We start from the raw sequence: 25,025 nt of genomic DNA on the forward strand, positions 1-25,025 counted from the left end.
TGCCCGAGGCGACGCACAACACTCCTGCCGACTCCATCACGGCTCTTGGGCGAGGCGCACGGCGAGCGCCAGCGTGTCGTCGGGGTGGAGCACGACGGTGTGCATGTCCTCGGCAATGGCACTGGGAATGGTCTTGATGGGGCGTTGGGCGTGCCGGAGCGCGGAGATGCCCAGACGGTGCTCGCCTTCCATCGGGTCCTTGCGGCTCTCGGTGAGGCCGTCGGTGTAGAGGAGCAGCAGGTCGCCCGGGGTGAGCTGGATGCTCAGTGTCTCTTCGCTGCCGGGGAGCGGGAAGCCGACGCCGCGGCCTCGGAGTTCGAGATAGCGCGTATGGCCGTTCGGGCTGACCAGGAGGGCGGGCGGGTGGCTTCCGTTGGCCAGATGCAGTTCGCCGGTGGTCGGGTCGAGCCGGGCGAGCAGGGTCGTGGCCATGAGGTGCGGGTCGACGACGGCGAGGATGTCGGCGGTCTGGCGGACGATGTCCTGGAGCGGGTGTCCTTCCAGGGCGAGGGTGCGTACGGCGTGGGTGACGCTGAGGGCGGTGCGTGTGCTGCCGATGCCGTGACCGAGGGCGTCGACGATGGTGATGTGGACGGTGCCGTCTGGGAGGGCGAACCAGTCGTAGAGGTCACCGCCGGAGGGGGCGTCGGTCTCGGCGGGCGCGTAGTGGACGGCGAGTTCCAGGCCGGGCACGGTCAGTGGGGGAGGACGCAGTGCGTCCTCCAGTTTGCGGAGCATCTGGCCGTGAGCGCGCCGCAGTTGTTCGTCGCGTTCCTCGAGCTGGACATAGAGGGCGAGGACTCCGCTGTTGGTCTCGTCCAGTTCGGCCTTGAGCTGGCGGTGCTCCGCCGATACCGAGTCCAGGCGGTGGATGACGGAAGCCAGCTCGTCCTCGGCCTGCTCGTCCGCCCCGTCGGTCCCGGGGGCGGCCTGGGAGGCGGCGAGAGGCTGGACAGGCAGGTGCCATACGGTCGTGCCGTCGGGGCCCGATGCCGCAGGCAGCGGCAGCCGGGAGGGGTGGGGGGTCTCGGCTCCGGGCCGGGCGCTGAGGGTGACCGCGAGGGTGCCGTCGCGGTGGTCCGCCGTGCCGGTGAGCCGCACGGCGCGGTGCGCCTGGAGTTCGGCGCGCGCCGCGAGGGTGACGGAGAGCACGAGACGGGCGCGGTCCTCCACCCTGAGTCCATGGGCATCGGCGAGGCTGCGTGCGGCCTGCCGCAGTGCGCGCAGGCTTGTCAGTGGCTGTGGTCGCATACCGGTCATCGCATACCGGTCAGGCTGAGTGCGGTGGCGTCGTCACGGGTACGGCGGTGACGGTGGGCGAGAGCGGCCGGCAGGAGCTCGGCGGGCAGGCGCAGAAGGAACGAGGACGGGTCGTGTGACCAGCGGCCCTCGATGCCGTCGGAGTGCATGACGCTGATTTGTCCCGGATGGAGGGGCACCGTGCGGGTCTGGGGGGTGGGCATGTTCCAGCCCACGATGCCGGGCTGTCCGTCGAGCCGGCGGTGTGTCTGGTGGACGGAGAGGACACACAGCCGGATGTTGCCGATGCCGCAGTACTGAGCCTGGCCGGGCTGCAGTCGCACGAGGCCGACGGCGGCTCCTCGGGTATGCCGCAGCGCGTGGTGGAGGGAGCGCATGATGTCGGGCAGCGGCTTGTCGCAAGTGGCGTGGAAGGCCTTCAAGGCGGTGCGGGTGGCCTGCGCGGCGAGTTCTCCGTGCCCCAGCCCGTCGACGACGAGGGCGGTGCGGCCTGCGTCGGTGTCCACGACGGCACAGCCGTCGCCGCACTCCTGTTCCCCGTCCGCCGGCAGGCAGACCATGCCGGTGTGCGGAGCGACAGGAGTGCGCTCCGGGTCGTGGGAAGGGGCGTAGGAGGGCGTGGTGCCCGGGACGCGGATGCGCGCGGAGAGGACGGTGCCTTCCGGCACCTGGGTGCGGGCGGTGAAGGAGGAGGCGACTCGGCGCGCCGCGCCGAGCCCGCCGCCGAGGGTGTTGGTGGTGGAGTAGCCGTCCGTGAGGCAGCGCTTCAGATCGGTCATGCCCGGCCCGCGGTCTGCCGTCAGGATCTCCATCCCGTCACCCATCGGGAGCGGCTGCAGGTAGACGATGCCGTCGACGGCGTGCTTGTCGAGGTTGCTGGCCAGTTCGCTGGCCACTGCCGCCGCCTGGTCGGGCAGTGAGCCGGGCAGGCCGCACTCGACCGCCGTGGCGCGGGCGCGCGTGGCTGCGAGGTGGACGGCGCTGGAATGGTCGATCCGGACCTGTCCGGTGACCAGTCGCATCGGTTCCCGGCTCACTGATCCACCCACCGGACCGCGGTGATGGTGGTGCCCTGCCCCGGCAGTGACCGTGCGTCGAATTCGTGCATGAGCCGTCGTGCACCGCCCAGACCGTGCCCCAGGCCGCCGCCGGTGGTGAAGCCGTCGGCCATCGCGTCCTCCAGATCGTCGATGCCCGGTCCCTCGTCCCGCACGACGAGCCGCAGTCCCGCTCCGCGCGCTTGCTGCAGGCGGTCGATGGTCAACGTGCCGCCGCCGCCGTGCAGGTAGGCGTTGCGCGCCAGTTCACTGGCGGCGGTGACCACACGGGTCTGGTCGACCAGGCTGAAGCCCAGCTCCTGGGTGGCCGCCCGCACGGCGTGGCGGGCGGTCAGCAGGTCGCCTTCCGTGCGCACCTCATAGGTCTCGGTGGATTGAGGACGGGAAGTTGTGGATTGAGGACGGGAGGGTTGGGCGGCACGTCGAGCGGCGGGCGCCGACCGCCGACCGTCGATCACGCTGCCGGTCGCGTTCCGCCCCTCGTGGCCCGAGCCGTCGACACCCCGCTCTCCGGACAGCCTCACTCCTGCGTCTCCGCTGTCCGGGGCGGTCGCACGGTCTGGTACCAGCCGAGGGCCGCCATGCCCTGCTCGGCGTTCAGCGCGGTCTCTACCCCAGTCATGTCGATACCCAGCTCCACGAGAGTGATCGTCACCGCAGGACTCATCCCTGCGACGATCACCCGTGTACCCAGGAGTTGCGCCATGGTGCTCAGTTCCATCAAAGCGCGCGCCACGAACGAGTCGATGAGCTGTACGCGGGAGATGTCGATCAGCACATGGCGTGCGCCGTCCTCGACGATGCGGCTGGTCAGCTCCTCGGCCAGGGCCATGGCGGAGGTGTCGTCGACCTCGCTGAGCAGCCCGGTGACCAGGGTGTCTCCCAGTCTCAGGATGGGCGTCACCCCTGCCGTCGGCGCGCTCACAGCTGTCCCGGGGAAGCCGAGGCCCCCAGCCGCGCCCGGGTGTCGGACTTCTCGGTCAGTGCGATGGCGGTGGAGAGGGCGTCGGCCAGTGTGGCGCGGGTCTGGATGCCGGACAGATCGATCCCCAGCTGCACGATCGTCTGGGCGATCCTGGGCTTGATGCCGCTGATGACACACTCGGCGCCCATCAGGCGCACGGCCTTCACCGTCTGCATGAGGTGCTGGGCGACCGCCGTGTCGACCGTCGGCACCCCGGTGATGTCGATGATGGCGACCAGTGCCTCGTCCTTCTGGATCGAGTGGAGCAGGTTCTCCATCACCACCTGACTGCGGGCCGTGTCCAGATTCCCGATCAGCGGTACGGCCAGAACCTGATGCCACAGGCGCACGACCGGCGTCGAGACCTCGAGGAGCTGACGGCTCTGCCGCCGGATGATCTCCTCACGCCCCTCGACATATGTCTCGAACGACAACGCGCCGGCAGCATCCAGCAGCCGGTTGATCATCAGTGCGGCGGTGAACATGTGGCCGGAGGTGAGGTCCTCGTCCTGCACCGCCTCCAGCAGGGCTTCCTTCATCGCCAGGACCGCCAACGACGTCGCCGTCGGCTCCGCGCCCTCGCGGGCCCGGCGAAGTGACATGTCCGTGACGGCGTCGCTCAACGCGGAGTGCCTGCTGACGATCGCCTCGGCGGGCAGACTGCTGGCCAGACCGGTGCCCAGTGCGGTGACCAGCGCGTCCGCCTCTTCACGCAGCTCCGCCTCGGCCGGTCCTCCAGTGCTCAGGCCCACGCGCTCTTCCTGCAGCTGCACCCAGCGATCGGCGATCTCACCGGCCCGGCGCTGCAGCACCTCGGTCAGGCGCTCCCGCACTACGGACTCCCTGTCACTCATTGCCCGGCCCTCTCAATCGGCGCCCACGACTCTCTACGCCCCCGGCAAGGGCCCGGCCGATCGTAGCCGCACGGCAACGTTCTCCACGAGTCGCCCCGGAGCCGGAGAGGCCTGGCAAACGAGCAGGCCGGTCCCACGGGCCAGCAGAACGATCAGGCCACACGGGAGGCGATGTTTGCGCCGTGGATCAGTGGCCACACGGATGGAGAGCAACAAGACGTCGAAGCCAAGGGAGCGTGAGCGGACATGACTGCCAACGAGAAGGCCAAGGCCAAGACCGAGCAGGCCACCGGCGCTGCCAAGGAGACCGTGGGCCGCGCTGTCGGCAACGAGAGTCTGACCGCCGAGGGGCGCGTCGAGCGGAAGAAGGGCGATGCCCGCCAGGCCAAGGAAAAGATCAAGGATGTCGGCAAGCACTAGCCGACCGAACTGCTGTCACAGCGGTGGGGCAGACCCTCAGGGGTCTGCCCCACCGCTGTGACATGAGCAACCCCGTCATCTGCCGAGGATTCCTGAAATTTTCGGAGAGCGTCGTCAGAGGAAGCGCCGGATGGGCACGACAGTCGCTTCCCTGGCGCGCTGAAGGAGTGAGCGGCGCTTCCAGCGTCCGGGAGTCATGAGCACACTGTGCGCGAGGTCTTCGGTGAAATGGCTGTCGAGCGTGGCGGTGAACGTCCGGTCCAGGACGGCCAGCATGACCTCTTCGTCGTGGTCGAGGGAGCGGCGGTTGAAGTTCGTCGATCCGACCAGGGCCATGATGCTGTCGACGGTGATGACCTTGGTGTGGAGCATCGTCGGCTGGTACTGGAAGACCTTGACGCCGCAGGCGATGAGGTCTTCGTAGTAGCGCTGGCCGGCCAGCTGGCAGACCCTCTTGTCGGTGTGCGGGCCCGGCAGCAGGATCTCGACCTCGACGCCGCGGCGGGCGGCGGCGCACAGCAGCTCGATGAAGTAGGCGTCGGGGGCGAAGTAGGCGGTGGCGAGCCGGATCCGTTCCTCCGCGGATTCGATGACCACGCGAAGCAGTGTCTGCATGTCCTGCCAGCCGAAGCTGGCCGAGCCCCGCACCACCTGTACGACGGCGTCGCCCTGCGGGTCATGGTTGATGAGCCGGTCGCGGTCATCGAAGAGATGGTCGTGGCACTCGGCCCAGTTCTGGGCGAACGCGGCGGCCAGTCCGTCCACGGCGGGCCCGCGCACCTGTACGTGGGTGTCGCGCCACTCGTCGGGGTTGCGGGCATCGCCGCACCACTCCTCGGCGATGCCGACCCCGCCGGTGAACGCGGTCGCCTCGTCGACGACGAGGACCTTGCGGTGGCAGCGGTGGTTCTGCTTCAGCGGTGAGAGGTGGCGCGGTTTGCGGAACCAGGCCACGTGCACGCCGGCTCGCTCCATCGCCTCCAGCTGGTCCTTCTCGATGAGCCGGCTGCCGAAGCCGTCAAGCATGAGGCGCACCCGCACCCCCTGGCGTGCCCGTTCGGCCAGTGCGTCGGCGAATTGCTGGGCGATCTCGCCCTTCCAGTACACGAACGTCATCATGTCCACGGTGTGCTGCGCGGAGCGGATGCCGTCCAGCATCGCCGCGAATATCCTGTCGCCGTTGCGCAACGCGACAAGCGCGTTGCCTTCGGTCGCCGCGACCCCTATGAGTCTCTCCAGCCGACGTCTGGCGCGTCGGGCCCGCTCAGCGAGGACATCATCGATGTCCTCCTCTCCGTTGCCGGAGGGAGACGACGTGACGACGCCCGTCGTTCCGGTGGTGCCTGCGGAAGCGCTCTGCGTGGATGTCATGGACGCACCTTCCTCGACAATGAGCGGGAAGACAAAAGCGAAGTGCCTGTTCCAGGGATTGCACGCCTCTCCGGGGGCAGAAGGCGGGCATGACAACCGGATCAGTAACGGCACGCGGGCGCAGACAGGCCCGGCGCGCGGCGAACAGCACGGCCCTTGAGGGCGCGGCCCGTGCGGGCTTCGTGGCCCGCGGGGTCATCTACCTGCTCATTGGTGTGCTTTCTCTCAGGATCGCCTTCTCGGACGGAGGCGGTGAGCAGGCAGACCGGGGTGGCGCCATCGCCGAGATCGCCGAGAAGCCCTTCGGCACGGTTCTGCTGTGGCTGCTGGGCATAGCCCTGGTGGGGATGGCCTTGTGGCGTCTGACCGAAGCGGCCTTCGGGCAAGCGGGGCCCGACGGCAAGAAGGCGAGCAAGAGGGCGATGGCCGCAGGCCGCTGCGTCTTCTACGGATTCGTCGCCTACTCCGTGCTGTCGTACGCGGTCGGAGAGAAGGGCAGCGGCAGCGGGAGCTCGGACAAGGAATCCCAGGACATCACGGCGAAGGCCCTGGACTGGCCCGGCGGGCAGTGGATCGTCGGGATCGCGGGTGCGGTGGTGGCCGGCGCAGGCGTGTGGATCGCTGTCAGGGCGGTCATGCTCAAGTTCAAGAAGCACTTGAAGATGTCCGAGATGTCGCCGAAAACCCGCAAGGTGGTCAACTTTCTGGGCGTGTTCGGCGGAGCGTGCCGAGGCTCGGTCTTCGCTGTCGCGGGAGGCTTCGCCATCGCGGCAGCCCTTGAGCACAAGCCGGGTCAGGCCAAGGGGATGGACGACACGCTGCGCTCCTTCACCGACACCCCCGCCGGCCCCTGGCTGCTTGTGCTCATAGCGCTCGGCCTCGCGGCCTTCGGTGGCTTCTCCTGGGCCAACGCCCGCTGGCGCAAGGTCTGAAGGTCTCATCCCACGAATGAGCTGGGTTCGCGCGGGCTGAGACCTGCGATCGACGCCAAGGACCCGACGCCCGGGCCGAGTTGATCGCGCGCTAGCCTTCGTACGCATGACCGATACACAGACTCGCGACCGGTTCGCGGGTGAGCTCGAGAGACCGCCGGCCCGCCGCTTACTGTGGCTCGCCGCCGGCGGCACCGCGGCCTTACTCCTTGCCGACCTCGCCACGCGCGCCTACAACCACTACGAACCCATACCGGCCGTCCGCAGGCTGGTGAACGTCGACGTCGAGGCCAACCTGGCCACCTGGTGGAACAGCACGCTGCTCCTTGCCGTGGCGGGCATGGCGCTGACCGCTGCGCTGCTCGGCGGGCGCTCCACGCGCCCCGGGCGGCGGTCCTGGCTGGGTCTTGCCGCCGCGACCGCACTGCTCAGCGTCGACGAGACGGTGTCGTTGCACGAGCGCCTCGGTGAGGTCGGCCGGTCGTGGAAGGAGTGGGCCGGGGGTTCGCTGCCCACGCACGCCTGGGTGCTGCCCGGCGCGGTGCTCGCGGCGGCGGGCACCGCCATCGCCGTGCTGTGGGCGCGCAACCTCCCGCGCGACCTGCGGCGAGGGCTCCTTGCCGCACTGGGGGTGTACCTGGGCGGGGCGCTGCTGACTGAGGCGTTCAACGGCTGGGCGCACGCGAACGGCCACAGCACCGTGCTGATGCTGGGAACGGTCGTGGAGGAGGGTTTGGAGATGAGCGGCTGCCTGGTCGCCCTCGCCGTCCTCGGCCGGTACGTGGTTCTGGAGTCCGACCCGAAGTCCGGGCGCGCCTCGGTCCGTCTGCGGGACGGCTAGGCCGCGGCCGGTCTCTTGGCTGGAGCGGCTCGGCGTCGGGACGGGGTCCGTTCAGTGCCCCGGGCCGCCGTGGTCCCGGTGGCGGTGGTGCAGGGCGGAGTGGACGGCCAGGGCCAGGAGCGCCAGGACCGCGAAGAGGATCGCGAGGCCCGCAAGTGCCCAGGGGCTGGGAGGTCCGCCGCTTGCCCACACCCCGAAGAGCACGGCCAGGGCCAGGAAGAGCGGCGTGTAGACGTAGGTGAGCAGGTGGCGCAGGCGATGGGCACGGTGTGTGTGCACCGGGGACGCGCCGGCCGGACCATGGGCGAGCGGTCCGGGGTTCGGGGGACCGGACGCCGTGTGCGGGTGCCCGCGGCGGCCGGGGCGTGCGCCTTTCATGGCTACCTCCAGCAGCTGAGGGCACGGGCTGCCGTGGGTTCTCGTCAAGGTCAAGGATAGTCCCGCCCGGGCCGGCGCTCCGGGATCACGCCGGACCGCCGTTCCCGGATCATGCCGGGTGACCGGGGGTGATGTCGGTGACGTCGCTCAGGCGGAGCAGCTCCTCGTAGGGCGGCGGGTCCGCGCCCGCCTCCACCGGAGTGAGATGGAAGCCCACGTGATCGCCCCAGTCGGCGTGCCGCTCGACCTTGCCGACCCACCAGGCGCAGGAGTCCGTCAGCACGGGAGTCCCGCCCGTGCGTGGCTCCCACCGGACACCGGCGAACTTGTCGACCCGGTCGCCGCACTCGCCCCCGAACAGCCGGGCCGTCCGGTGCTGATCGCGCCTGAGGAGATGCACGCCGAGGAACACGGAGCTTCGGGCCGCTCGGTACGTGTGGTTCGCCCGGGACAGCCACACCACGAAGCGCGGCGGATCCATCGCACACTGCGAGGCGAACCCCACCAGGCAGCCCGCAGGACCGTCGTCGGCAGCCGCCGTCACCACGTACATCGGGTAGTCGAGGCGGTCGGTGAACCCGTCCACGGACACCAAGGTGATCACCTCTCCTAGGCCGGGGGATCCGGGAGTTCGCGCGGTTCCAGGGGGCGCGTGGCGGGGCCGTGCAGGACCGAGCCGTCCGTCGCGAAGCGGGAGCCGTGGCAGGGGCATTCCCATACCCGCTCCGCGTCGTTGAACTGCACCAGGCACCCCAGGTGGGTGCAGCGCGCGGAGAGCGCGGTGGCGTTCCCGTTCTCGTCGCGGTAGACCGCGCACCGCTTGCCCTGCAGGCGTACGACGGCCCCGCTGTCCGGCGGGATGTCGGTCAGCGCGTCGACGTGGCTGGTGTGCAGCCGGTCGCCGATGAAGTGCTTCGCCGCTGCCGCCTGGTAGGAGGCCAGTTGGCCCGCGTCGCGCACCGGTGGCAGCCGCCGGGGATCGTAGAGATCGGTCCAGGCCGGTCGCGGACCGCCCGCGACATGGGCGGTGAGCAGCCGGCCCGCCATCACGCCGTTGCTCATGCCCCAGCCGCCGAAGCCGGTGGCGACGAAGACGTGCTGGGTGCCGGGGTGGGCGTGGCCGACGTACGGCAGGTGGTCGACGGAGTCGTTGTCCTGCGCCGCCCACCGGTAGGTCTCGCCCTGCTCGGCGAAGTGCGGCAGGTGCTCGCGTGCCCAGGCGTCGAGCCGGTCGAACCGCGCGCGCACGTCGCCCGCGCCCGGTTCGAACGACTCCCCGGTGACGATGAGCAGCCGTCGCCCGTCGTCGTAGGGCGCGCTGCGCAGGGAACGGGTCCCGCCCTCCGGCGTGATGTACATGCCTGTGGGCGCGGCCTTTGACGGCACGGGCGCCGCGATCACCAGCTCCCGACGGGGCTTGATCCGGGTGAAGAGCAGGGTGCGGTCGAAGACGGGGTAGTGCGTGGCGATGACCACGTCGCGTGCCTCGACCGTTACGCCGGATTCCGTGGTGACCCGGCACCGGGCGCCGTCGTGGAGGGCGGTGACCCGGGAGCGCTCGAAGACGCGTCCCCCCGCGCGGGTGATGTTCTCGGCCAGGGCGAGCAGGAACTTCCTTGGATGGAACTGCAGTTGGCCGCCGACCCGTACCGCGCCGGTGACGGCGAAGGGCAGTTCCGTCTCGGTCACGAAGGACGCGTCGAGCCCGGCCCGCCGTGCCGCCGCCACCTCCTGCCGCAGCTCGTCGACGCGTGCGGGGTCCTGTACGTAGGTGAAGGCGGCGGCGCGTTCCAGGTCCGCGTCGATGCCGAGCTCGGTGCAGAGGGTGGCTGTCCGCTCGACCGCTTCCTGCTGCGAGAGCGCGTACAGCCGGGCGTCGTCGGCGCCGTGCCGCGCCTCGATGCCGGCGTAGATGAGGCCGTGCGCCGCGGTCACTTTGGCCGTGGTGCAGCCGCTCACGCCCGAGGCGATCCGGTCGGCCTCGAGGACGACGACGTCGAGACCGGCACGGACCAGGTCCCAGGCGGTGCACAGCCCGGCGATGCCGCCGCCGACGACCGTGACGTCCGCCGTCAGATCCGCGTCGGGGGCCGGATATGCGGTGGCGGGCGTGGTCGCCATCCAGTACGACTCGTCGACCGTCCGGCGTTGCGTGGCCATGGCGCCTCCTGGGGGACCGGTGGTACGCGGTCATGGCGCTGACGGGTACCCCGGGCGGTAGGTCTCAGTGGTCGCGTATCCGCGTTTCGGATACCGCCGAGGGGCGCACCCATGCACAGGGTGCGCCCCTCGGGTCATACGCGGTCCAGGCGTCAGACCAGGTCGTCGTCCGCGTCCTGACGCTGCTGCGCGCGGGCGTCGCCCGGGTTGCGCTCCTGCTGACGGCCCTGACCCGGCTGTGCGGGGTCCTGGTCGCGCCGGCCCCGCTGTGCGGGCTCCTGGCGGCCGGGGGCCTGACGGGACGGATCGGCGGACCGCTTTTGCTTGCCCATGAGTTCACTCCTCGTGAGGGCGGATTGGTTTTCTCATCGTGGCACGGCGGTAACTCAGTGCATGTCAGGCGATTGCGCTGCGTGATGGAGCCTGGTGAGGAGTGCCGCCGAGGGCGGGTCTACCGCTCGGTCACCTTCCAGCGCTGGTTGGCCCCGGAGTTCGGTGTCCACGTCGTGACGGCGGCTCCGTCGTGCGTGGCCTGGCCGCCGACCTCGAGGAGCCGGCCCGTGGCCGCATTGACGAGGGTCCATGTGCCGTCACCCGTCGTAGACATGATCCACTGGACGGCCTTGTCGCGGGGGCCGGTGTCGGGCTCGACCACCGGGGCCCCGGCACGGACGGCCAGCCGTTTCCCCTCCGCCGAGTCGGCGAACACGTACCGCCGCTGATTTCCGGTGTCACCGCTGATCTGCCGCAGCCGCCACCGCTGGCCGGCCGAGTCCGCGGCGGTCTTGATGACGAGGCCGGTGCCGTTGTCGGCGACGGTGAGGCCCTTGCCGCTCTGGACGCCGGTCAGCTCGTACGTGTGGCCCTTCTGCAGCGGGGAGGCGTCCTTCGCGACGCCGGAGACCCCCTCGACGAGGAACGAGGTCACCGACTGGGCGGGCACCGTGAAGGTGGCCTTCCTGCCGCTGACGCCGATGGCGTCGTGCCGTTCGAGCTTGCCCTCGGCGCTGGTCACGACGGGGGTGACGGTGGCTGTGCCGCGCACGTGGCCGAACTTGGACAGGTCGACCGTGACCGTGCGCTCGGCGGCCGAGCTGTTGACGTGGACGACCGTCGCCGCGTCGCCCTTCCGGGACACGGCGGCGGCGCTCGACGTGTCGTCGACCTTGACCAGCCGGTCGCCGGGCTTGATGAAGTGCGTGAAGTTGCGTGCCGTGTCGAACTTCGTGTTCGTACGGATGGGGCAGGTCTCCAGTGTGTCCTTGGAGGTGCAGCTGAACGGCAGTTGGATGCTGCCCCAGTTGCCGCCCTTGGCGGACTCGCCGCCCGGCTTCATGTTGTCGTAGTCCTCCACCGGCTGCCAGAACACCCAGGCCTTCGGCTCCAGTTCACGCAGGTCGTCGACCATCCGCTGGGCCAGGCCGAGGCCCGGCCGCATGTCGTCGAAGTCCTGGCCGTCGCCCCAGTCGCCCTCGACCTCGCTCATCCACAGCGGCTTGTCCGCCGCCTTGGCCAAGTCGCGCACGCTGGTGCGTCCTTCGGTGCCGTAGGTGTGGACGTTCATCTGGCTGACGGCGTCCCTGACCTCCTGCGGGTAGGAGTTCCAGTTCCGCGTGAAGGTGGTGGGGTTGGTCTCGTCCATCGCGGAGATCTTCGCTCCGGTCCCGGACTTCCTGAGAGCCGGGTCGAGGGCGCGGATCACCTTCTGCTGGAGCTCGGGGCCGATGTGGGCGCCCTCCTGGCGGCCGCCGACCGGCTCGCCGTCCGCTCCCAGGCGGGTGCCCCAGTAGTCCGTGTTCGGTTCGTTGAACGGGTCGAGGGTGTCGACCTTGATGCCGTGGGACTTCTCGAGACGCTCGGTCGCTCCCGCCAGGTAGGAGGCGAAGTCGTCGACGGACCCGGTCTTGAGCTGGTCGTCGCTCGCGTTGAAGCCGCCCGAGACATAGCCGCTCTCGGTCATGAACCACGGCGGCGAGTTGCTGAACGTCTCCCAGTGGTCGACGTCGTCCTTGATCCGGTCGACCCACCAGCGCTGGGTGGCGTCGGCCTTCGGGTTCCAGTCGGCCTTGTCCGCGGCGCTCCACCAGTCGGTGTCCTCGCGGGTGGTGCCCGCGGGGGCCTTCCACCAGCCCTCGACCGCGCCGCCGGGGCGCAGATAGTCCTTGACGTCGGGGGCGTTGCCGCCACCGATGTTGTAGCGGGCGATGTTCAGGGCCAGGCCGTTGTCGCCGAAGAGGAGCCTGGCCAGCTTCTCGCGTATCTCCTTGGGGTAGTCGCCGGTGGCGTTGGCGAACCAGACCAGGCTCGTGCCCCAGCCCTCGAACTTCTCGTGCTGGTAGGAGGGGTCGGGCCGGACGGTGACGGCGTCGGAGGCCGCGGCGGCCGACTGCGGCGGGGCCGTGACCAGGGCAGCCCCGGTGGCCAGGGCGGTGATGCCGACGATGCCGACCAGTCGCCTCGTGCGGGTCCTCGTGCGGGTCCCTGTGCGGGTCGTCGTGCGCGTTCTCGTGCGGGTACGAGGTGCCAACGTGTGCTCCCAACTCGGGTGCGCTGCGGAGCCGTGTCGCCCCGCACGCGGGCAGGACGGCACGGCTCTGGGACGGGTGGCGCTGTACAGGAGGGGGTGGTGGTGTCAGGAGGGGGTGGTGGTGTCAGGAATGGAGGCGGCGCAGGACCGCGACGTCTCCGGGCGGCAGGGCGAGAGTGCCGTCGGCGGCATCCCGGGGTCCGCCGATCAGGACGTCTCCGGTCAGTCCGGGCAGAGGCACGGTGTCGTCCGTCCGGTTGACCAGGAACAGGTAGCGGCTTTCGGCATCGCGGCGTACGGCCAGCTCGACGCGTCCCCGTGCGGGAGCGGGCAGTTCGCTCTCGACACCCGCGCCGGCGAGGAGCTGTGGCAGCAGGGCGGTGAGTCCGTCCGTGCCGAGCCGCGTGGACACGTACGCCGCCGAACCCCGCCCTGCCGCCCGGCGGGTGACGGCGGGCCGCTCGGCGTACGAGCCGGTGCGGTACCGGGCGAGGATCTCCACCTCCGGACCCGTGACCGTGATCCGGTCGGTCCACACCGAGCCCGTGGTGGCGTTGTCGAGCTCGACCGCGTCGCCGTCGAGCAGCGGCCCGAACTCCTCGACGCGGATGCCGAGCAGATCACGCAGCGCTCCTGGATAGCCGCCGAGCCAGATGTGGTCGTTCTCGTCGACGATGCCGGAGAAGTAGGTCGTGACCAGATGGCCGCCGCCCTCGACATAGCGTGTGAGGTCCTTGGCCAGCGCCTCGGGGACCACGTGCAGCACGGGCGCGATCAGGACGTCGTACGGTGCGAGTTCGGTCCGCGTGGTCACGACGTCGGCCCGGATGCCGAGGGCCAGGAGTGCGGAGTACCAGTCCAGGGCCTCCTGGTGGTAGTCGAGCCGGGATGTGGGATGCGAGTCCTGCTCGCTGGCCCACCACGAGTCCCAGTCGAAGAGGACGGCCACACGCGCCGGTTCGCGCCCGGAGCCCGCGACGGGCGCCAGCGCCTCGAGCGTCTGCCCCAGACCGGTCACCGCACGGAAGAGATCACTGTCGGCCCCGGCGTGCGGCACCATCGCCGAGTGGTACTTCTCGGCGCCTGCCGCCGACTGGCGCCACTGGAAGAAGCACACGGCGTCCGCGCCGTGCGCGACGTGCAGCAGGGAGTCGCGGGCCAGGTCACCCTCGCGCTTGGCCAGGTTGACGGGCTGCCAGTTCACGGCGCTGGTGGAGTGTTCCATGAGGAACCACGGGCGGTGGCCCGCGATGGAGCTGGTGAGGCTGGCGGAGAAGGACAGTTCGTCCCTGGCCTGCGGACCCGGCACGACGTAGTGGTCGTTCGAGACGAAGTCGATCTCGCCCGCCCAGTCGGCGTAGTCCATGCCCTTGGTGCCGCCCATCACCATGAAGTTCGTGGTGACGGGCACCTCCGGTGTGATCTCGCGCAGGACGTCGCGCTCCGCCCGCAGACAGTCCTTCAGCGCGTCCGACGAGAACCGCTTGAAGTCGAGCTGCTGGGTGGGGTTGGGGTGCGACGCCGCGAGCCGCGGCGGCAGGATCTGCTCCCAGTCGCTGTAGCGCTGCGCCCAGAAGGCCGTTCCCCAGGCGTGGTTGAGGCCGTCGAGGGTGGTGTACCGGGCGCGCAGCCAGTCACGGAAGGCGCGGGCCGCGTCGTCGGAGTAGTCGTAGATGTTGTGGCAGCCCAGCTCGTTCGAGACGTGCCAGGCCACCAGGGCCGGGTGGCCGGCGTAGCGCCGGGCCATCTCGCGCACCAGGCGCAGCGCGTGCTCGCGGAAGACGGGCGAGGTGGGCCGCCAGTGCTGTCGCGCACCCGGCCACACCGTCTCACCGGCGGCGGTCACCGGAAGGATCTCCGGGTGCGCCGCGGTGAGCCAGGGCGGCGGGGACGCGGTGGCGGTGGCCAGGTCGACCCCGATGCCGCCCGCGTGCAGCAGGTCCATGACCTCGTCGAGCCACGCGAAGTCCCAGGTGTCCTTGGAGGGCTGGATGCGGGCCCAGGAGAAGATCCCCACGGAGACGATGTTGACGCCGGCCTCGCGCATCAGCCGGACGTCCTCCTCCCAGACCTCGCGCGGCCACTGCTCGGGGTTGTAGTCGGCGCCGTACGCGAGACGGGGAGCGGCGCCACCGTCCGGTCCGCGCAGGAGCCGGGACGGGAGGGTGGGGGGCATGGTGGTCCTTCCGGTGTGTTGCTCGATGTCGCCGGGTGTACGGGGGCGCTCGTGCCGCGTCACTTCTGGACGCTGAAGCCCTGCTCGGTGCCGTACTTGACGGAGGCTTCCTGCCAGGACTTCAGGCCCTCGGACAGGGGAGTGCCCGAGACGTAGGCCTTGCCCGCGGTGTCGTTGAAGACCGAGTTGGCGTACACCTGGTAGGGCAGGTACTTCCAGTCGTCGGCGACGTTCGCCGCGGACTCGGCGAAGACCTTGTTGGCCTTCTGGCCGCCGAAGTAGGGGAACTCGGTGTCCTGGAACGCCTTGGACCTGAGGTCCTTGGTGGTCGCGGGGAAGGCGCCCTCCGAGATGCGGGTCTGCACGCCCTTGCCGGAGTTGGCGTACTCGACGAAGGCGTAGGCGAGTTCCTTGTTCTTGCCGAGCTCCGGCAGGGCCAGCGAGCTGCCGCCGTTCTCGGCGCTCGCATCGGCGCCCGCGGTCCACTGCGGCAGCGGCGCCGCGCGCCAGTCGCCGGCGGCCTCCTTCACACCCGAGGCGAAGTTGGCGGGCATCCAGGCACCGGTGGGCAGGGTGGCGATGGTGCCGTCGCCGAACGCCTTGTACCACTCGTCGGTCCAGGGGTTGATCTGTGCGACCAGCTTCTCGTCGATGAGCTTCTGCCAGGTCTTGGTGTAGGTGCGGGCGCCCTTGTCGGAGAAGTCGATGCCCACCTTGGTGCCGTCGACCTTGTAGGGGCGCGAACCCGCCTGCCACAGCAGGCTGGTGGTCAGGCCCGCCTCACCCGTGTCGCTGGTGATGTACGCCTTCGGGTCGGCCTTGTGCAGCTTGCGGGCGGCCTGGAGGTACTCGTCCCAGGTCGTCGGCACCTTGATCTTGTGCTTGTCGAAGACCTTCTTGTTGTAGAAGAGGGCCATGGGGCCGGAGTCCATCGGCAGGGCGTAGACGCCGTCACCGGACTTCACCGCGTTCCACGGGCCCGGCGAGTAGGAGTCCTTGAGCCTGTCCGCGCCGAAGGGCGTCAGGTCGGTGATGGACTCGGTCAGGGCGTACTGACTCAGCGCGTAGTACTCGACCTGCGCGACGTCGGGGACGCCCTTCTTCGCCGAGATGGCGTTCTGCAGGGCCGTGTACTGGTCCTTGTTGGTGCCCGCGTTCACCAACTCGACGTCGACGGCGGGGTGTTCCTTCTCGAAGTCGGCGACCACCTTCTTGAGGGTGGGCTCCCACGCCCACACCTTGACCTTGCCGCCCTTCTTCAGGGCGGCCTTGATGTCCGCGGCCGAGACCTGCTTCTGGCCGGAGCCGTCGTCGTCGGAGCCGCCGCAGGCGGTCGCGCCCAGGGTGAGGGCGCAGACGAGACCTATGCCGCGCAGCAGGCGGCGGGTGTTCTGGGGCATGGCGATGCTTCCACTTCTCCGTGGTCCGAAAGGGGGGTGGTGCAACGGGGGTCAACTGGCGTGCGGGTGCTACTCCTTGACGCTTCCGGCGGCGAGTCCGGACTGCCAGTACCTCTGGAGCAGCAGGAACGCGGCGATCAGCGGCAGGACGGTGATCAGCGAACCGGTGATCACCAGGTGGAAGACGGGATCGCCGCCGGCTGTCGCGGCCTGGGCGTTCCAGCTCTTGAGGCCCAGGGTCAGCGGGTACCAGTCCGGGTCCTTGAGCATGATCAGCGGCAGGAAGTAGTTGTTCCAGGTCGCGACCATCGTGAACAGCAGGACGGTCACGGTGCCGGGCGCGAGCAGCGGCAGGGCGACCTGGAAGAAGGTGCGCAGCTCGCTCGCCCCGTCGATGCGGGCGGCCTCCATCAGCTCGGTGGGGATGGCCTCGGTGGCGAAGACCCACATCAGATAGAGCCCGAAGGGCGAGATGAGCGAGGGGATCAGGACTGCCCAGGGGGTGTCGGTCAGGCCCATCTTGCTGAACATCAGGAAGGTGGGCACCGCCAGGGCCGTACCGGGCACGGCGACGGCGCCGATGACGACGGCGAAGACCGCGCGCTTGCCGGGGAAGTCGAACTTCGCGAGGGCGTAGCCGCCGAGGACCGCGAGGAAAGTGGCGCCCCCGGCCCCGACGACCACGTACAGAAGGGTGTTCAGGAACCAGCGGGTGAAGACGCCGTCGTTGTACGTGAAGGTCGCGCTGATGTTGTCCCACAGGGCGAAGTCCCCGCCGAACCACAGGCCGAACGAACCGGCGAGCCCCTCCTGGGTCTTGGTGGCGCTGATGACCAGCCACAGCAGCGGTATCAGGCTGTAGAGCAGGACGAGGCCGGTGAGCACGGTGAGCAGGACGCTGCGCCGGGGCCGGCCCGCGGTGTGCGGCCGGGACGTGCGGACGCGGGGTGTGCGCAGGCGGGGAGGGGCGCCCGGCGCGCGGGCGGGCGCCGGGACGGTGGGGGAGGCGGTGGTGACGGGGCTGCTCGGTCCGGTCATCGGGTCACGCTCCCTTGCGCATGCCGCGCAGCTGGACGACGTAGGCGATGACCATGGTGATCAGGCCCATGACGATGGCGACCGTCGCGGAGTAGTTCTGCTGCTGACCGGAGAAGGACAGCGAGTACGTGAGGAGGTTCGGGGTGTAGTCGGTGGTGATGGCGTTGGGCGCGAGGTTCTGCAGGATGCTCGGCTCGTTGAAGAGCTGGAAGCTGCCGATGATCGAGAAGATCGTCGCGATGACCAGCGCGCCGCGGATCGCGGGGAGTTTGATGGCCGTGATGACGCGGATCTGACCGGCGCCGTCGATCTCCGCGGCCTCGTACAGGGAGTGCGGGACGACGCGGAGCGCGGAGTAGAAGATCAGCATGTTGTAGCCCACGAACTCCCAGGTGACGATGTTGCCGATCGACGCGAGGACCAGCGAGGGCGAGAGCGGGTCGGGCAGCGAGACGCCCAGGGCGTCGTTGATGTCGCCCACGAGCCCGAAGCGGGTGCCGTACATGAAGCCCCACATCAGCGAGGCGACCACGGCGGGCACGGCGTACGGCAGGAAGACCGAGATCCGGAAGAAGTCCTTGCCGTACAGGCGGCCGCTGTCCAGGGCGAGGGCCACGAGCAGGGCGATGCCCAGCATGATCGGGACCTGGACCGCGAGGAACAGCGAGACCCGCCCCAGGGACGCCCAGAACTGGTCGTCGCTCAGGGCCTGTTGGTAGTTGTCGAGGCCCACGAACGTGGTGCCGCCGATGAGTTGGTCACGGAAGAGACTGAGATAGACCGAGTAGGCGAGGGGGGCCAGGAAGACCAGGGCGAAGACCGCCACGAAGGGGCCGATGAAGCCCCAGCCCGTCCAGGAACGGCGATTCCGTGGTGACGGTGGTCGGGCGGGACGCCGCTCCGCGGCCTCCTGCAGGTGAAGCGTCGTCATGTCGTTCCTCGCTCGTCCATCTCGGAGCCGGGTCACGTGCCGCGATGTTTGCGTAAACATCGCGGCGTGACAAGGGGATGAGCCGAGCGCCGCAGGATGTTATGTTTACGTAAACATTCAGTGGCGGAATGTCTACACTGCCCCGATGGCGGCGGTCAAGGGTCGTCCGAGAAGACTGAGAACAACGGCGAGGGAGACAGTGGAAGCAACCGAAAGCACCTCGGCGAGCGGGATCCCGGCCGAACGGCCCGAACGGGCTGAACGGGCTGAACGGTCCGCGCGCCGCGGGCAGAGCGCGTCCATGGCCGACGTGGCCCGTCTCGCGGGCGTCTCCTCACAGACCGTCTCCCGCGTCTCCAACGGGTTTCCGGGCGTCACCGAGGAGACCCGGCAGCAGGTGCTCGCCGCCATGAAGGAGCTCGGCTACCGGCCCAACAGCGCGGCCCGCGCCCTCAAGCGCGGCGAGTTCCGCACGATCGGCCTGATCACCTTCACCCTCTCCACCACGGGCAACGTACGCACCATCGACGCGATCGCCACCTCCGCCGCGCAGGAGGGGTACGCCGTCACCCTGCTCCCCGTCGCCGTCCCCACCCAGGACGAGGTGCGGGGCGCCTTCTCCCGCCTCGGGGAACTCGCCGTCGACGCCGTCATCGTCATCATGGAAGTGCACCTGCTCGACGCGGCGGCCCTCTCCCTGCCGCCCCATGTCCAGGTCGTCGTGGCCGACTCGGACGCGGGAGACCGCTACACCGTGGTCGACACCGATCAGGCGGGCGGCACCCGCGACGCCGTCAACCACCTGCTCGACCTCGGCCACCGGACCGTATGGCACCTCGCGGGACCCGAGGACTCCTATGCCGCCCAACGCCGCGCCGACGCCTGGCGGGCGACGCTCGACGAGGCCGGACGCGTCCCGCCGCCGCTCGTGCGCGGCGACTGGTCGGCGGAGTCCGGCTACCGGGCCGGTCTCGGCATCGCCGAACAGGCGGACTGCACGGCCGTGTTCGCCGCCAACGACCAGATGGCCCTCGGTCTGCTGCGCGCCCTGCACGAGCGTGGCCGCAAGGTGCCCGACGACGTCAGCGTCATCGGCTTCGACGACATCCCCGAGTCCGGCTCCTTCCAGCCACCTCTGACGACCGTCCACCAGGACTTCGCCGAAGTGGGACGCCGCTGCGTCGAAGGGGTCCTGCGCCAGATGCAGCAGAGCACACCGGAGCGCGGCACGACGCTGGTGCCCACCCGGCTCGTCCTGCGGCAGAGCACCGCTCGGCCACCTTCGCGCTGACCGCGCGCGAGAGGCGGTCCCCGGGAGAAGGTGGACCCGAGGACGTCACCCGAGGCCGGAGGTGCCGATGGACAGCGGCGGAGGTGCGCGAGGGCTGCGCTGCCTGGTGACCGGGGCGACCGGTTACATCGGAGGGCGGCTCGTGCCCGAGCTGCTCGACGCGGGGCACCGGGTGCGGTGCCTCGCCCGCTCACCGGAGAAGCTGCGCGACTACCCCTGGGCCGGGCGGGCCGAGGTGGTGCGGGGCGACGCGTCCGACGCCGAGTCGGTCGGTGACGCCATGCGGGACATCGACGTCGCGTACTACCTCATTCACGCGCTCGGCACCGGCTCCGGCTTCGAGAAGACGGACCGCACGACGGCCCGGATCTTCGCCGAACAGGCCCGCGCCGCGGGCGTGCGGCGCATCGTGTACCTGGGAGGGCTCACCCCCGAGGGCATCCCGGAGGAGAACCTGTCGCCGCATCTGCGCTCACGCGCCGAAGTGGGCCGGATCCTCCTGGAGTCCGGTGTGCCGACCACCATGCTCCGGGCCGCCGTGATCATCGGCTCCGGCTCCGCGTCGTTCGAGATGCTGCGCTACCTCACCGAGCGCCTGCCGGTCATGGTCACGCCGAGCTGGGTGCGCACCCGGATCCAGCCCATCGCCGTGCGCGACGTCCTGCGCTACCTCGTGGGCAGCGCCACCATGCCCGACGACGTCAACCGCGCCTTCGACATCGGCGGCCCCGACGTCGTCACCTACCGCGACATGATGAGGCGGTACGCGACCGTGGCGAAGCTGCCCCACCGCCTCATCGTGCCGGTCCCCATCCTGACCCCGCGCCTCTCCAGCCACTGGGTCGGCCTGATCACGCCCGTACCGGCGTCGATCGCCCGTCCCCTCGCGGAATCGCTGCGCCACGAGGTCGTCTGCCACGAGCACGACATCGCCCGGTACGTCCCCGACGAGCCCGGCATCCCGATCAGCTTCGACACGGCGCTCGCCCTGGCCCTCAAGCGCGTGAAGGACGCCCAGGTCACCACCCGGTGGTCGTCCGCATCGGTACCCGGCGCCCCCAGCGACCCGCTGCCCACCGACCCCGACTGGTCGGGCGGCAGCCTCTACACCGACCGGCGGGAACAGACCGTCGACGCCTCGCCGCAGGCCCTGTGGCGCGTCGTGGAAGGCGTGGGAGGCGACAACGGCTGGTACTCCTTCCCGCTGGCCTGGGCGGTGCGCGGCTGGCTGGACCGGCTCGTCGGCGGGGTGGGGCTGCGGCGTGGCCGCCGTGATGCCCAGCGGCTGCGGGTGGGGGACTCTCTGGACTTCTGGCGGGTCGAGGAGATCGAACCGGGACGGCTGCTGCGGCTGCGGGCCGAGATGCGGCTGCCCGGCCTCGCCTGGCTGGAGATGTACGCGGAACAGGACGAGAAGGGCCGCACCCGCTACCGGCAGCGGGCTCTCTTCCATCCCCACGGACTTCTGGGGCATGCGTACTGGTGGAGCGTGTCGCCGTTCCACGCCCTCGTCTTCGGCGGCATGGCACGCAACATCACACGTACGGCCGAACAGCGCACCGCGGGGACCACGAAGAAATCGTGACCCTGCGGCAATCCGGCGGCGCACCGGCTCCGAATCACCTCTGAAGGCGACCAGCGTCCAGGAGGATCACCGGGTGAACGAAGTAGTGCACATCAGCGGAGCTCCCTCCGCGGGCCCCGATCTGCCCGAACTGCTGAGCGAGGTGGCCCGCGGCGACCAGCAGGCGTTCGCCTCGCTGTACGACGCGGTCAGCTCGCCCGTCCTGGGGCTCGTGCGCACGGTGCTGCGCGACCCGGCCCAGTCCGAGGAGGTCGCCCAGGAGGTGCTGGTGGAGGTGTGGCGTACGGCCGCGCGCTACCGGCCGGAACGGGGGAGTGTCATGAACTGGGTGCTGACGATGGCGCACCGCAGAGCGGTGGACCGCGTGCGGTCCGTACAGGCGTCGGCGGAGCGCGACCACAAGGCGGCACTGCTCGAACGCACACCCGCCTTCGACGAGGTGAGCGAGCAGGTGGAGAACCGCCTGGAGCGCGAGCAGGTGCGCCGCTGCCTGCGCAATCTGACCGAGCTGCAGCGGCAGTCGGTGACCCTCGCCTACTACCGGGGGCTGACCTACCGGGAGGTCGGGGAGCTCCTTTCGGTGCCGCTGGGGACGGTCAAGACGCGGCTGCGCGACGGCCTGATCCGGCTGCGCGACTGCCTGGGGGTGAGCGCATGAGCGCCGCCGATCTGCACACGCTGACAGGTGCGTACGTCCTGCACGCACTCTCGGACGAGGAGCGCACGGAGTTCGAGCTGCACCTGCAGGAGTGCCAGGCCTGTGCCCAGGAAGTGAGCGAACTCGCCGCCACGGCAGGGCGGTTGGCCCGTGCCGTGTCGGTCGCCCCTCCGGCGCAGATGAAGGCCGACGTGCTGCGGCAGATCGCCACCGTCCGCCAACTGCCGCCGCACACGCTCACATCGGCGAAGACCCCCGGTGGCACGGGCCGCGGGCGGCAGCTGTCCCGCTTCGCCCTCGCCGCGTGTCTGGCCCTGGCCGCCGGGTTCGGCGGGATCGCCGTATGGCAGAACCAGCGGGCCGACGAGGCGGGCGAGCGTGCCGAACAGGCGCAGCAACAGACCGAGCAGCTGGCCAAGGTGCTCGCCGCACCGGACGCCAAGGCGTCCACCGGCCGGCTCACCGACGGGGCCACCGGCACGGTCGTGGTGGCCAAGAGCCTCAACCAAGCCGCTTTCGTGGCGGCCAAGATGCCCGAGCCGCCCTCGGGCAAGGTCTATCAACTGTGGTTCAACGACGACGGAACGATGCGCTCGGCCGGCCTGATGAATCCGGGCCGCAGCACCGAGGCGGTGCTGCTCGACGGCCCGGTGGACCAGGCATCCGGCATCGGCATCACCGTGGAACCCGCGGGCGGCTCCGAGGAGCCGACGTCCGACCCGGTGGCCCTGATGAACTTCCCCACGGCATGAGGAGCCGCAGCGCATGAACATGAGGAGCCACAGTGCATGAGCATGAAGAGCCGCAGCGCATGAGCATGAGGAGCCGCAGAAAGTGACTGTCTCGATCGTCCTGTTCACCTCCGATCTGCGGCTGCACGACAACCCGGCGCTGCGGGCCGCGCAGCGCGAGGCGGACCGGATCGTCCCCCTTTTCGTGTACGACGAGGGGCTGCGGGCCACGGGATTCGCCGTCCCGAACCGGCTGGCCTTTCTCGCCGACTGCCTGGAGGACCTGGACGCGGGTCTGCGCAAGCGCGGCGGCCGCCTCGTGGTCCGCAGCGGTGACGTCGTCGACCAGGTCCACCGGGTGGCGAAGGAGACCGGCGCGACGCGGGTGCACGTCGCGGCAGGGGTGAGCCGGTACGCGACGCGGCGCGAGGAGCGGCTGCGGGCCGCGCTGGGCGACACCGACTGCCGCCTGGTCGTGCACGACGCGGTGGTCACGGCCGTCGCACCGGGGGAGCTGCTCCCGGCGGGCAACGACCACTACGCCGTGTTCACCCCGTACTTCCGGCGCTGGACGACGGAGGGCGTACGGGATGTCCTGGCCGCTCCGCGCACGGTGCGGGTCGCCGACGTGACATCGGAGCGGGTGCTGGCGCGCAGCGGGATCAGCGGCGTCTCGCCGGGACTCGACGCCGGGGGCGAGGACGCCGGACGCCGGCGGCTGCGCGCCTGGCTGTCCGGCGGCATCGCGGGGTACGAGGACGGCCACGACGACATCGCGGGCGATGTCACATCCCGCCTCTCGCCCCACCTCCACTTCGGCACCCTGTCGGCCGCCGAAGTCATCCGCGAGGCATCCCGTGAGGGCTCGTCGGGGGCGCAGGCGTTCATCCGGCAGCTGGCCTGGCGGGACTTCCACCACCAGGTCCTCGCGGCCCGCCCCGACGCGGCGGCGCAGGACTACCGCTCGCGCGGTGACCGGTGGCGCACGAACAAGAAGGAGACCACCGCCTGGCTCGAAGGGCGCACCGGCTACCCCTTCGTCGACGCGGCGATGCGCCAGCTGCGCCACGAGGGCTGGATGCACAACCGGGGGCGGATGGTGGTGGCGAGCTTCCTCACCAAGACCCTCTACGTCGACTGGCGTGTGGGCGCCCGGCACTTCCTGAGCCTCCTGGTGGACGGCGACGTGGCCAACAACCAGATGAACTGGCAGTGGGCGGCGGGCACCGGGACGGACACCCGGCCCAACCGGGTCCTCAACCCCGTGATCCAGGGCAAGCGCTTCGACCCGGGCGGCGGCTATGTACGCCGCTGGCTGCCCGAACTCGCCGACGTCCCGGACCGGTACGTCCACGAGCCGTGGAAGCTGGAGGGACTGGACCGCGCGGGCGTCGACTACCCCGACCCGATCGTGGAACTGGCCGAGGGCCGCGCCCGCTTCGAGCAGGCCCGCGGCGCCTGACCGGCCGAGGGACCGGAGGGCCGGGTGGGCCCGATCGGACGAATGCGGACCTGATCGGACGAGTGTGGATCCGGCACCAATCCCCGGCCCGCTCCGTGACGAATTCCCTATGTGAGCGAAGAACGGAAGCCGTGGGGACGGTGCGCACGGTCAGTGCGCACGGACGTGCCCTGATGCCGCCTCTCTCGGCCACCTCACGCATGCAACGACGCAAGGAGAAGACCATGTCCACGTACTCCACCCGAATCCGCCGGACCGCGGTCGCCGTCGCCGCCGCGGCGATGCTGCCGATCGCTCTGACGGCGTGCTCGGACGGCGGCGACAAGGACACCAAGGCCGCGGATTCCACGCCCAGCGCGAAGGCGTCCACGGCCGACGGCTCCATGACCGCGGACGAGCCGTTCGGACCGGCCTGTTCGTCGGTCCCGAAGGACGGCGCGGGTTCCTTCGACGGGATGGCGAAGGACCCGGTCGCCACCGCCGCGTCGAACAACCCGGAGCTGTCCACCCTGGTCACCGCGGTCAAGAAGGCCGGTCTGGTCGACACCCTGAACAACGCGAAGAACATCACGGTGTTCGCGCCGACCAACGACGCCTTCGCGAAGATCCCGAAGGCCGACCTGGACAAGGTCCTCAACGACAAGGCCCAGCTCACCAAGATCCTCACGTACCACGTGGTGGGTCAGAAACTGGAGCCGCAGCAGATGGAGAACGGCTCCTTCGAGACCCTGGAGAAGAGCAAGCTCACCACCGCGGGCTCCGGCACGGAGTACAAGGTCAACGACGTGTCGAAGGTCGTCTGCGGCAACGTCCCGACGGCCAACGCCACGGTCTACATCGTCGACACCGTCCTGATGCCGAAGAGCTGACCACGCCCCGAAAGCCACCCCATCCGGAGAGGCACCACCCCCGGAGAGTCATCACCACCGGAAGCCTCCGCCGCCCCAGGACCGGGCGGCGGAGGCTTCCCGCGGTCGGCGCGCGCGGC

General features: G+C 70.2%; 24 protein-coding genes. 9 read left to right on the forward strand and 15 right to left on the reverse strand.

Annotated elements, in window-relative coordinates:
- Positions 1 to 36: 36 nt before the first annotated feature.
- The 5 genes from AC07AG_RS28890 to AC07AG_RS28910 form a co-directional block, all read right to left on the reverse strand.
- The gene (locus AC07AG_RS28890) at positions 37 to 1,251 is read right to left on the reverse strand and encodes a PP2C family protein-serine/threonine phosphatase (protein ID WP_478759035.1); all 1,215 of its coding nucleotides are present in this window, start codon (positions 1,249 to 1,251) and stop codon (positions 37 to 39) included.
- Between the two features lie 5 nt (positions 1,252 to 1,256).
- Complete coding sequence (locus AC07AG_RS28895) at positions 1,257 to 2,282, reverse strand: SpoIIE family protein phosphatase (RefSeq protein ID WP_478759037.1); 1,026 nt, start codon at positions 2,280 to 2,282, stop codon at positions 1,257 to 1,259.
- Positions 2,283 to 2,293: 11 nt separating this feature from the next.
- The gene (locus AC07AG_RS28900; protein ID WP_478759039.1) at positions 2,294 to 2,674 is read right to left on the reverse strand and encodes an ATP-binding protein; all 381 of its coding nucleotides are present in this window, start codon (positions 2,672 to 2,674) and stop codon (positions 2,294 to 2,296) included.
- A 164-nt stretch (positions 2,675 to 2,838) separates the two neighbouring features.
- Positions 2,839 to 3,243, reverse strand: coding sequence for an STAS domain-containing protein (locus tag AC07AG_RS28905; RefSeq protein ID WP_478759041.1), 405 nt, complete (start codon positions 3,241 to 3,243; stop codon positions 2,839 to 2,841).
- Positions 3,240 to 4,136, reverse strand: coding sequence for an STAS domain-containing protein (locus AC07AG_RS28910; RefSeq protein ID WP_478759043.1), 897 nt, complete (start codon positions 4,134 to 4,136; stop codon positions 3,240 to 3,242). The genes AC07AG_RS28905 and AC07AG_RS28910 overlap by 4 nt, the downstream gene beginning before the upstream one ends.
- A gap of 246 nt (positions 4,137 to 4,382) precedes the next feature.
- On the opposite strand from AC07AG_RS28910, the gene AC07AG_RS28915 reads away from it, so the two are divergent.
- Positions 4,383 to 4,556, forward strand: a complete 174-nt coding sequence (locus tag AC07AG_RS28915; protein ID WP_478759045.1) for a CsbD family protein — start codon at positions 4,383 to 4,385, stop codon at positions 4,554 to 4,556.
- Between the two features lie 114 nt (positions 4,557 to 4,670).
- Here the strand turns inward: AC07AG_RS28915 and AC07AG_RS28920 are convergent, their stop codons facing one another.
- Complete coding sequence (locus tag AC07AG_RS28920; protein WP_478759047.1) at positions 4,671 to 5,927, reverse strand: phospholipase D-like domain-containing protein; 1,257 nt, start codon at positions 5,925 to 5,927, stop codon at positions 4,671 to 4,673.
- An 89-nt stretch (positions 5,928 to 6,016) separates the two neighbouring features.
- Between AC07AG_RS28920 and AC07AG_RS28925 the strand changes: the two genes are divergently transcribed.
- Together AC07AG_RS28925 and AC07AG_RS28930 are read left to right on the forward strand one after the other, a co-directional pair.
- The gene (locus AC07AG_RS28925) at positions 6,017 to 6,859 is read left to right on the forward strand and encodes a DUF1206 domain-containing protein (RefSeq protein WP_478759048.1); all 843 of its coding nucleotides are present in this window, start codon (positions 6,017 to 6,019) and stop codon (positions 6,857 to 6,859) included.
- Between the two features lie 106 nt (positions 6,860 to 6,965).
- A complete protein-coding gene (locus tag AC07AG_RS28930; RefSeq protein ID WP_478759050.1) occupies positions 6,966 to 7,700 on the forward strand; it encodes a hypothetical protein in 735 nt (244 codons plus the stop codon).
- 51 nt (positions 7,701 to 7,751) lie between these two features.
- On the opposite strand, the gene AC07AG_RS28935 is transcribed toward AC07AG_RS28930, so the two are convergent.
- The 9 genes from AC07AG_RS28935 to AC07AG_RS28975 all read right to left on the reverse strand — a co-directional run bounded on the left by AC07AG_RS28935 (position 7,752) and on the right by AC07AG_RS28975 (position 18,310).
- A complete protein-coding gene (locus AC07AG_RS28935; RefSeq protein WP_478759052.1) occupies positions 7,752 to 8,078 on the reverse strand; it encodes a DUF6343 family protein in 327 nt (108 codons plus the stop codon).
- Positions 8,079 to 8,187: 109 nt separating this feature from the next.
- Complete coding sequence (locus AC07AG_RS28940) at positions 8,188 to 8,673, reverse strand: flavin reductase family protein (RefSeq protein ID WP_478759385.1); 486 nt, start codon at positions 8,671 to 8,673, stop codon at positions 8,188 to 8,190.
- A gap of 14 nt (positions 8,674 to 8,687) precedes the next feature.
- Positions 8,688 to 10,238, reverse strand: coding sequence for an FAD-dependent oxidoreductase (locus tag AC07AG_RS28945; RefSeq protein WP_478759054.1), 1,551 nt, complete (start codon positions 10,236 to 10,238; stop codon positions 8,688 to 8,690).
- A gap of 152 nt (positions 10,239 to 10,390) precedes the next feature.
- Positions 10,391 to 10,570 carry a hypothetical protein gene (locus tag AC07AG_RS28950; protein ID WP_478759056.1) on the reverse strand — a complete coding sequence of 60 codons (180 nt, stop codon included), beginning with the start codon at positions 10,568 to 10,570 and terminating at the stop codon, positions 10,391 to 10,393.
- A gap of 119 nt (positions 10,571 to 10,689) precedes the next feature.
- Positions 10,690 to 12,765, reverse strand: coding sequence for an RICIN domain-containing protein (locus AC07AG_RS28955; RefSeq protein ID WP_478759058.1), 2,076 nt, complete (start codon positions 12,763 to 12,765; stop codon positions 10,690 to 10,692).
- 124 nt (positions 12,766 to 12,889) lie between these two features.
- On the reverse strand, positions 12,890 to 14,941 hold the full coding sequence (locus AC07AG_RS28960) for a beta-galactosidase (protein WP_478759060.1): 2,052 nt from the start codon (positions 14,939 to 14,941) through the stop codon (positions 12,890 to 12,892).
- 59 nt (positions 14,942 to 15,000) lie between these two features.
- On the reverse strand, positions 15,001 to 16,341 hold the full coding sequence (locus tag AC07AG_RS28965; RefSeq protein ID WP_478759061.1) for an ABC transporter substrate-binding protein: 1,341 nt from the start codon (positions 16,339 to 16,341) through the stop codon (positions 15,001 to 15,003).
- A 69-nt stretch (positions 16,342 to 16,410) separates the two neighbouring features.
- On the reverse strand, positions 16,411 to 17,379 hold the full coding sequence (locus AC07AG_RS28970) for a carbohydrate ABC transporter permease (protein ID WP_478759062.1): 969 nt from the start codon (positions 17,377 to 17,379) through the stop codon (positions 16,411 to 16,413).
- A 4-nt stretch (positions 17,380 to 17,383) separates the two neighbouring features.
- Positions 17,384 to 18,310, reverse strand: coding sequence for a carbohydrate ABC transporter permease (locus AC07AG_RS28975; protein WP_478759063.1), 927 nt, complete (start codon positions 18,308 to 18,310; stop codon positions 17,384 to 17,386).
- A 301-nt stretch (positions 18,311 to 18,611) separates the two neighbouring features.
- On the opposite strand from AC07AG_RS28975, the gene AC07AG_RS28980 reads away from it, so the two are divergent.
- The 6 genes from AC07AG_RS28980 (at position 18,612) to AC07AG_RS29005 (ending at position 24,906) form a co-directional block, all read left to right on the forward strand.
- Positions 18,612 to 19,601, forward strand: a complete 990-nt coding sequence (locus AC07AG_RS28980; RefSeq protein WP_478759064.1) for a LacI family DNA-binding transcriptional regulator — start codon at positions 18,612 to 18,614, stop codon at positions 19,599 to 19,601.
- Between the two features lie 67 nt (positions 19,602 to 19,668).
- Positions 19,669 to 21,186 (forward strand): SDR family oxidoreductase, encoded by a 1,518-nt coding sequence (locus AC07AG_RS28985; protein WP_478759065.1) that lies wholly within the window; start codon positions 19,669 to 19,671, stop codon positions 21,184 to 21,186.
- A gap of 73 nt (positions 21,187 to 21,259) precedes the next feature.
- Entirely contained in the window at positions 21,260 to 21,844 is a 585-nt protein-coding gene (locus AC07AG_RS28990; protein ID WP_478759066.1) for a sigma-70 family RNA polymerase sigma factor, read from the forward strand.
- Positions 21,841 to 22,596: an anti-sigma factor gene (locus tag AC07AG_RS28995; protein ID WP_478759067.1), complete on the forward strand. Its 756-nt coding sequence runs from the start codon at positions 21,841 to 21,843 to the stop codon at positions 22,594 to 22,596. The genes AC07AG_RS28990 and AC07AG_RS28995 overlap by 4 nt, the downstream gene beginning before the upstream one ends.
- 82 nt (positions 22,597 to 22,678) lie before the next feature.
- The gene (locus AC07AG_RS29000; protein ID WP_478759068.1) at positions 22,679 to 24,037 is read left to right on the forward strand and encodes a cryptochrome/photolyase family protein; all 1,359 of its coding nucleotides are present in this window, start codon (positions 22,679 to 22,681) and stop codon (positions 24,035 to 24,037) included.
- Positions 24,038 to 24,261: 224 nt separating this feature from the next.
- A complete protein-coding gene (locus tag AC07AG_RS29005) occupies positions 24,262 to 24,906 on the forward strand; it encodes a fasciclin domain-containing protein (RefSeq protein WP_478759069.1) in 645 nt (214 codons plus the stop codon).
- Positions 24,907 to 25,025 lie beyond the last annotated feature (119 nt).

The organism is Streptomyces sp. NPDC044044 (assembly GCF_056434405.1).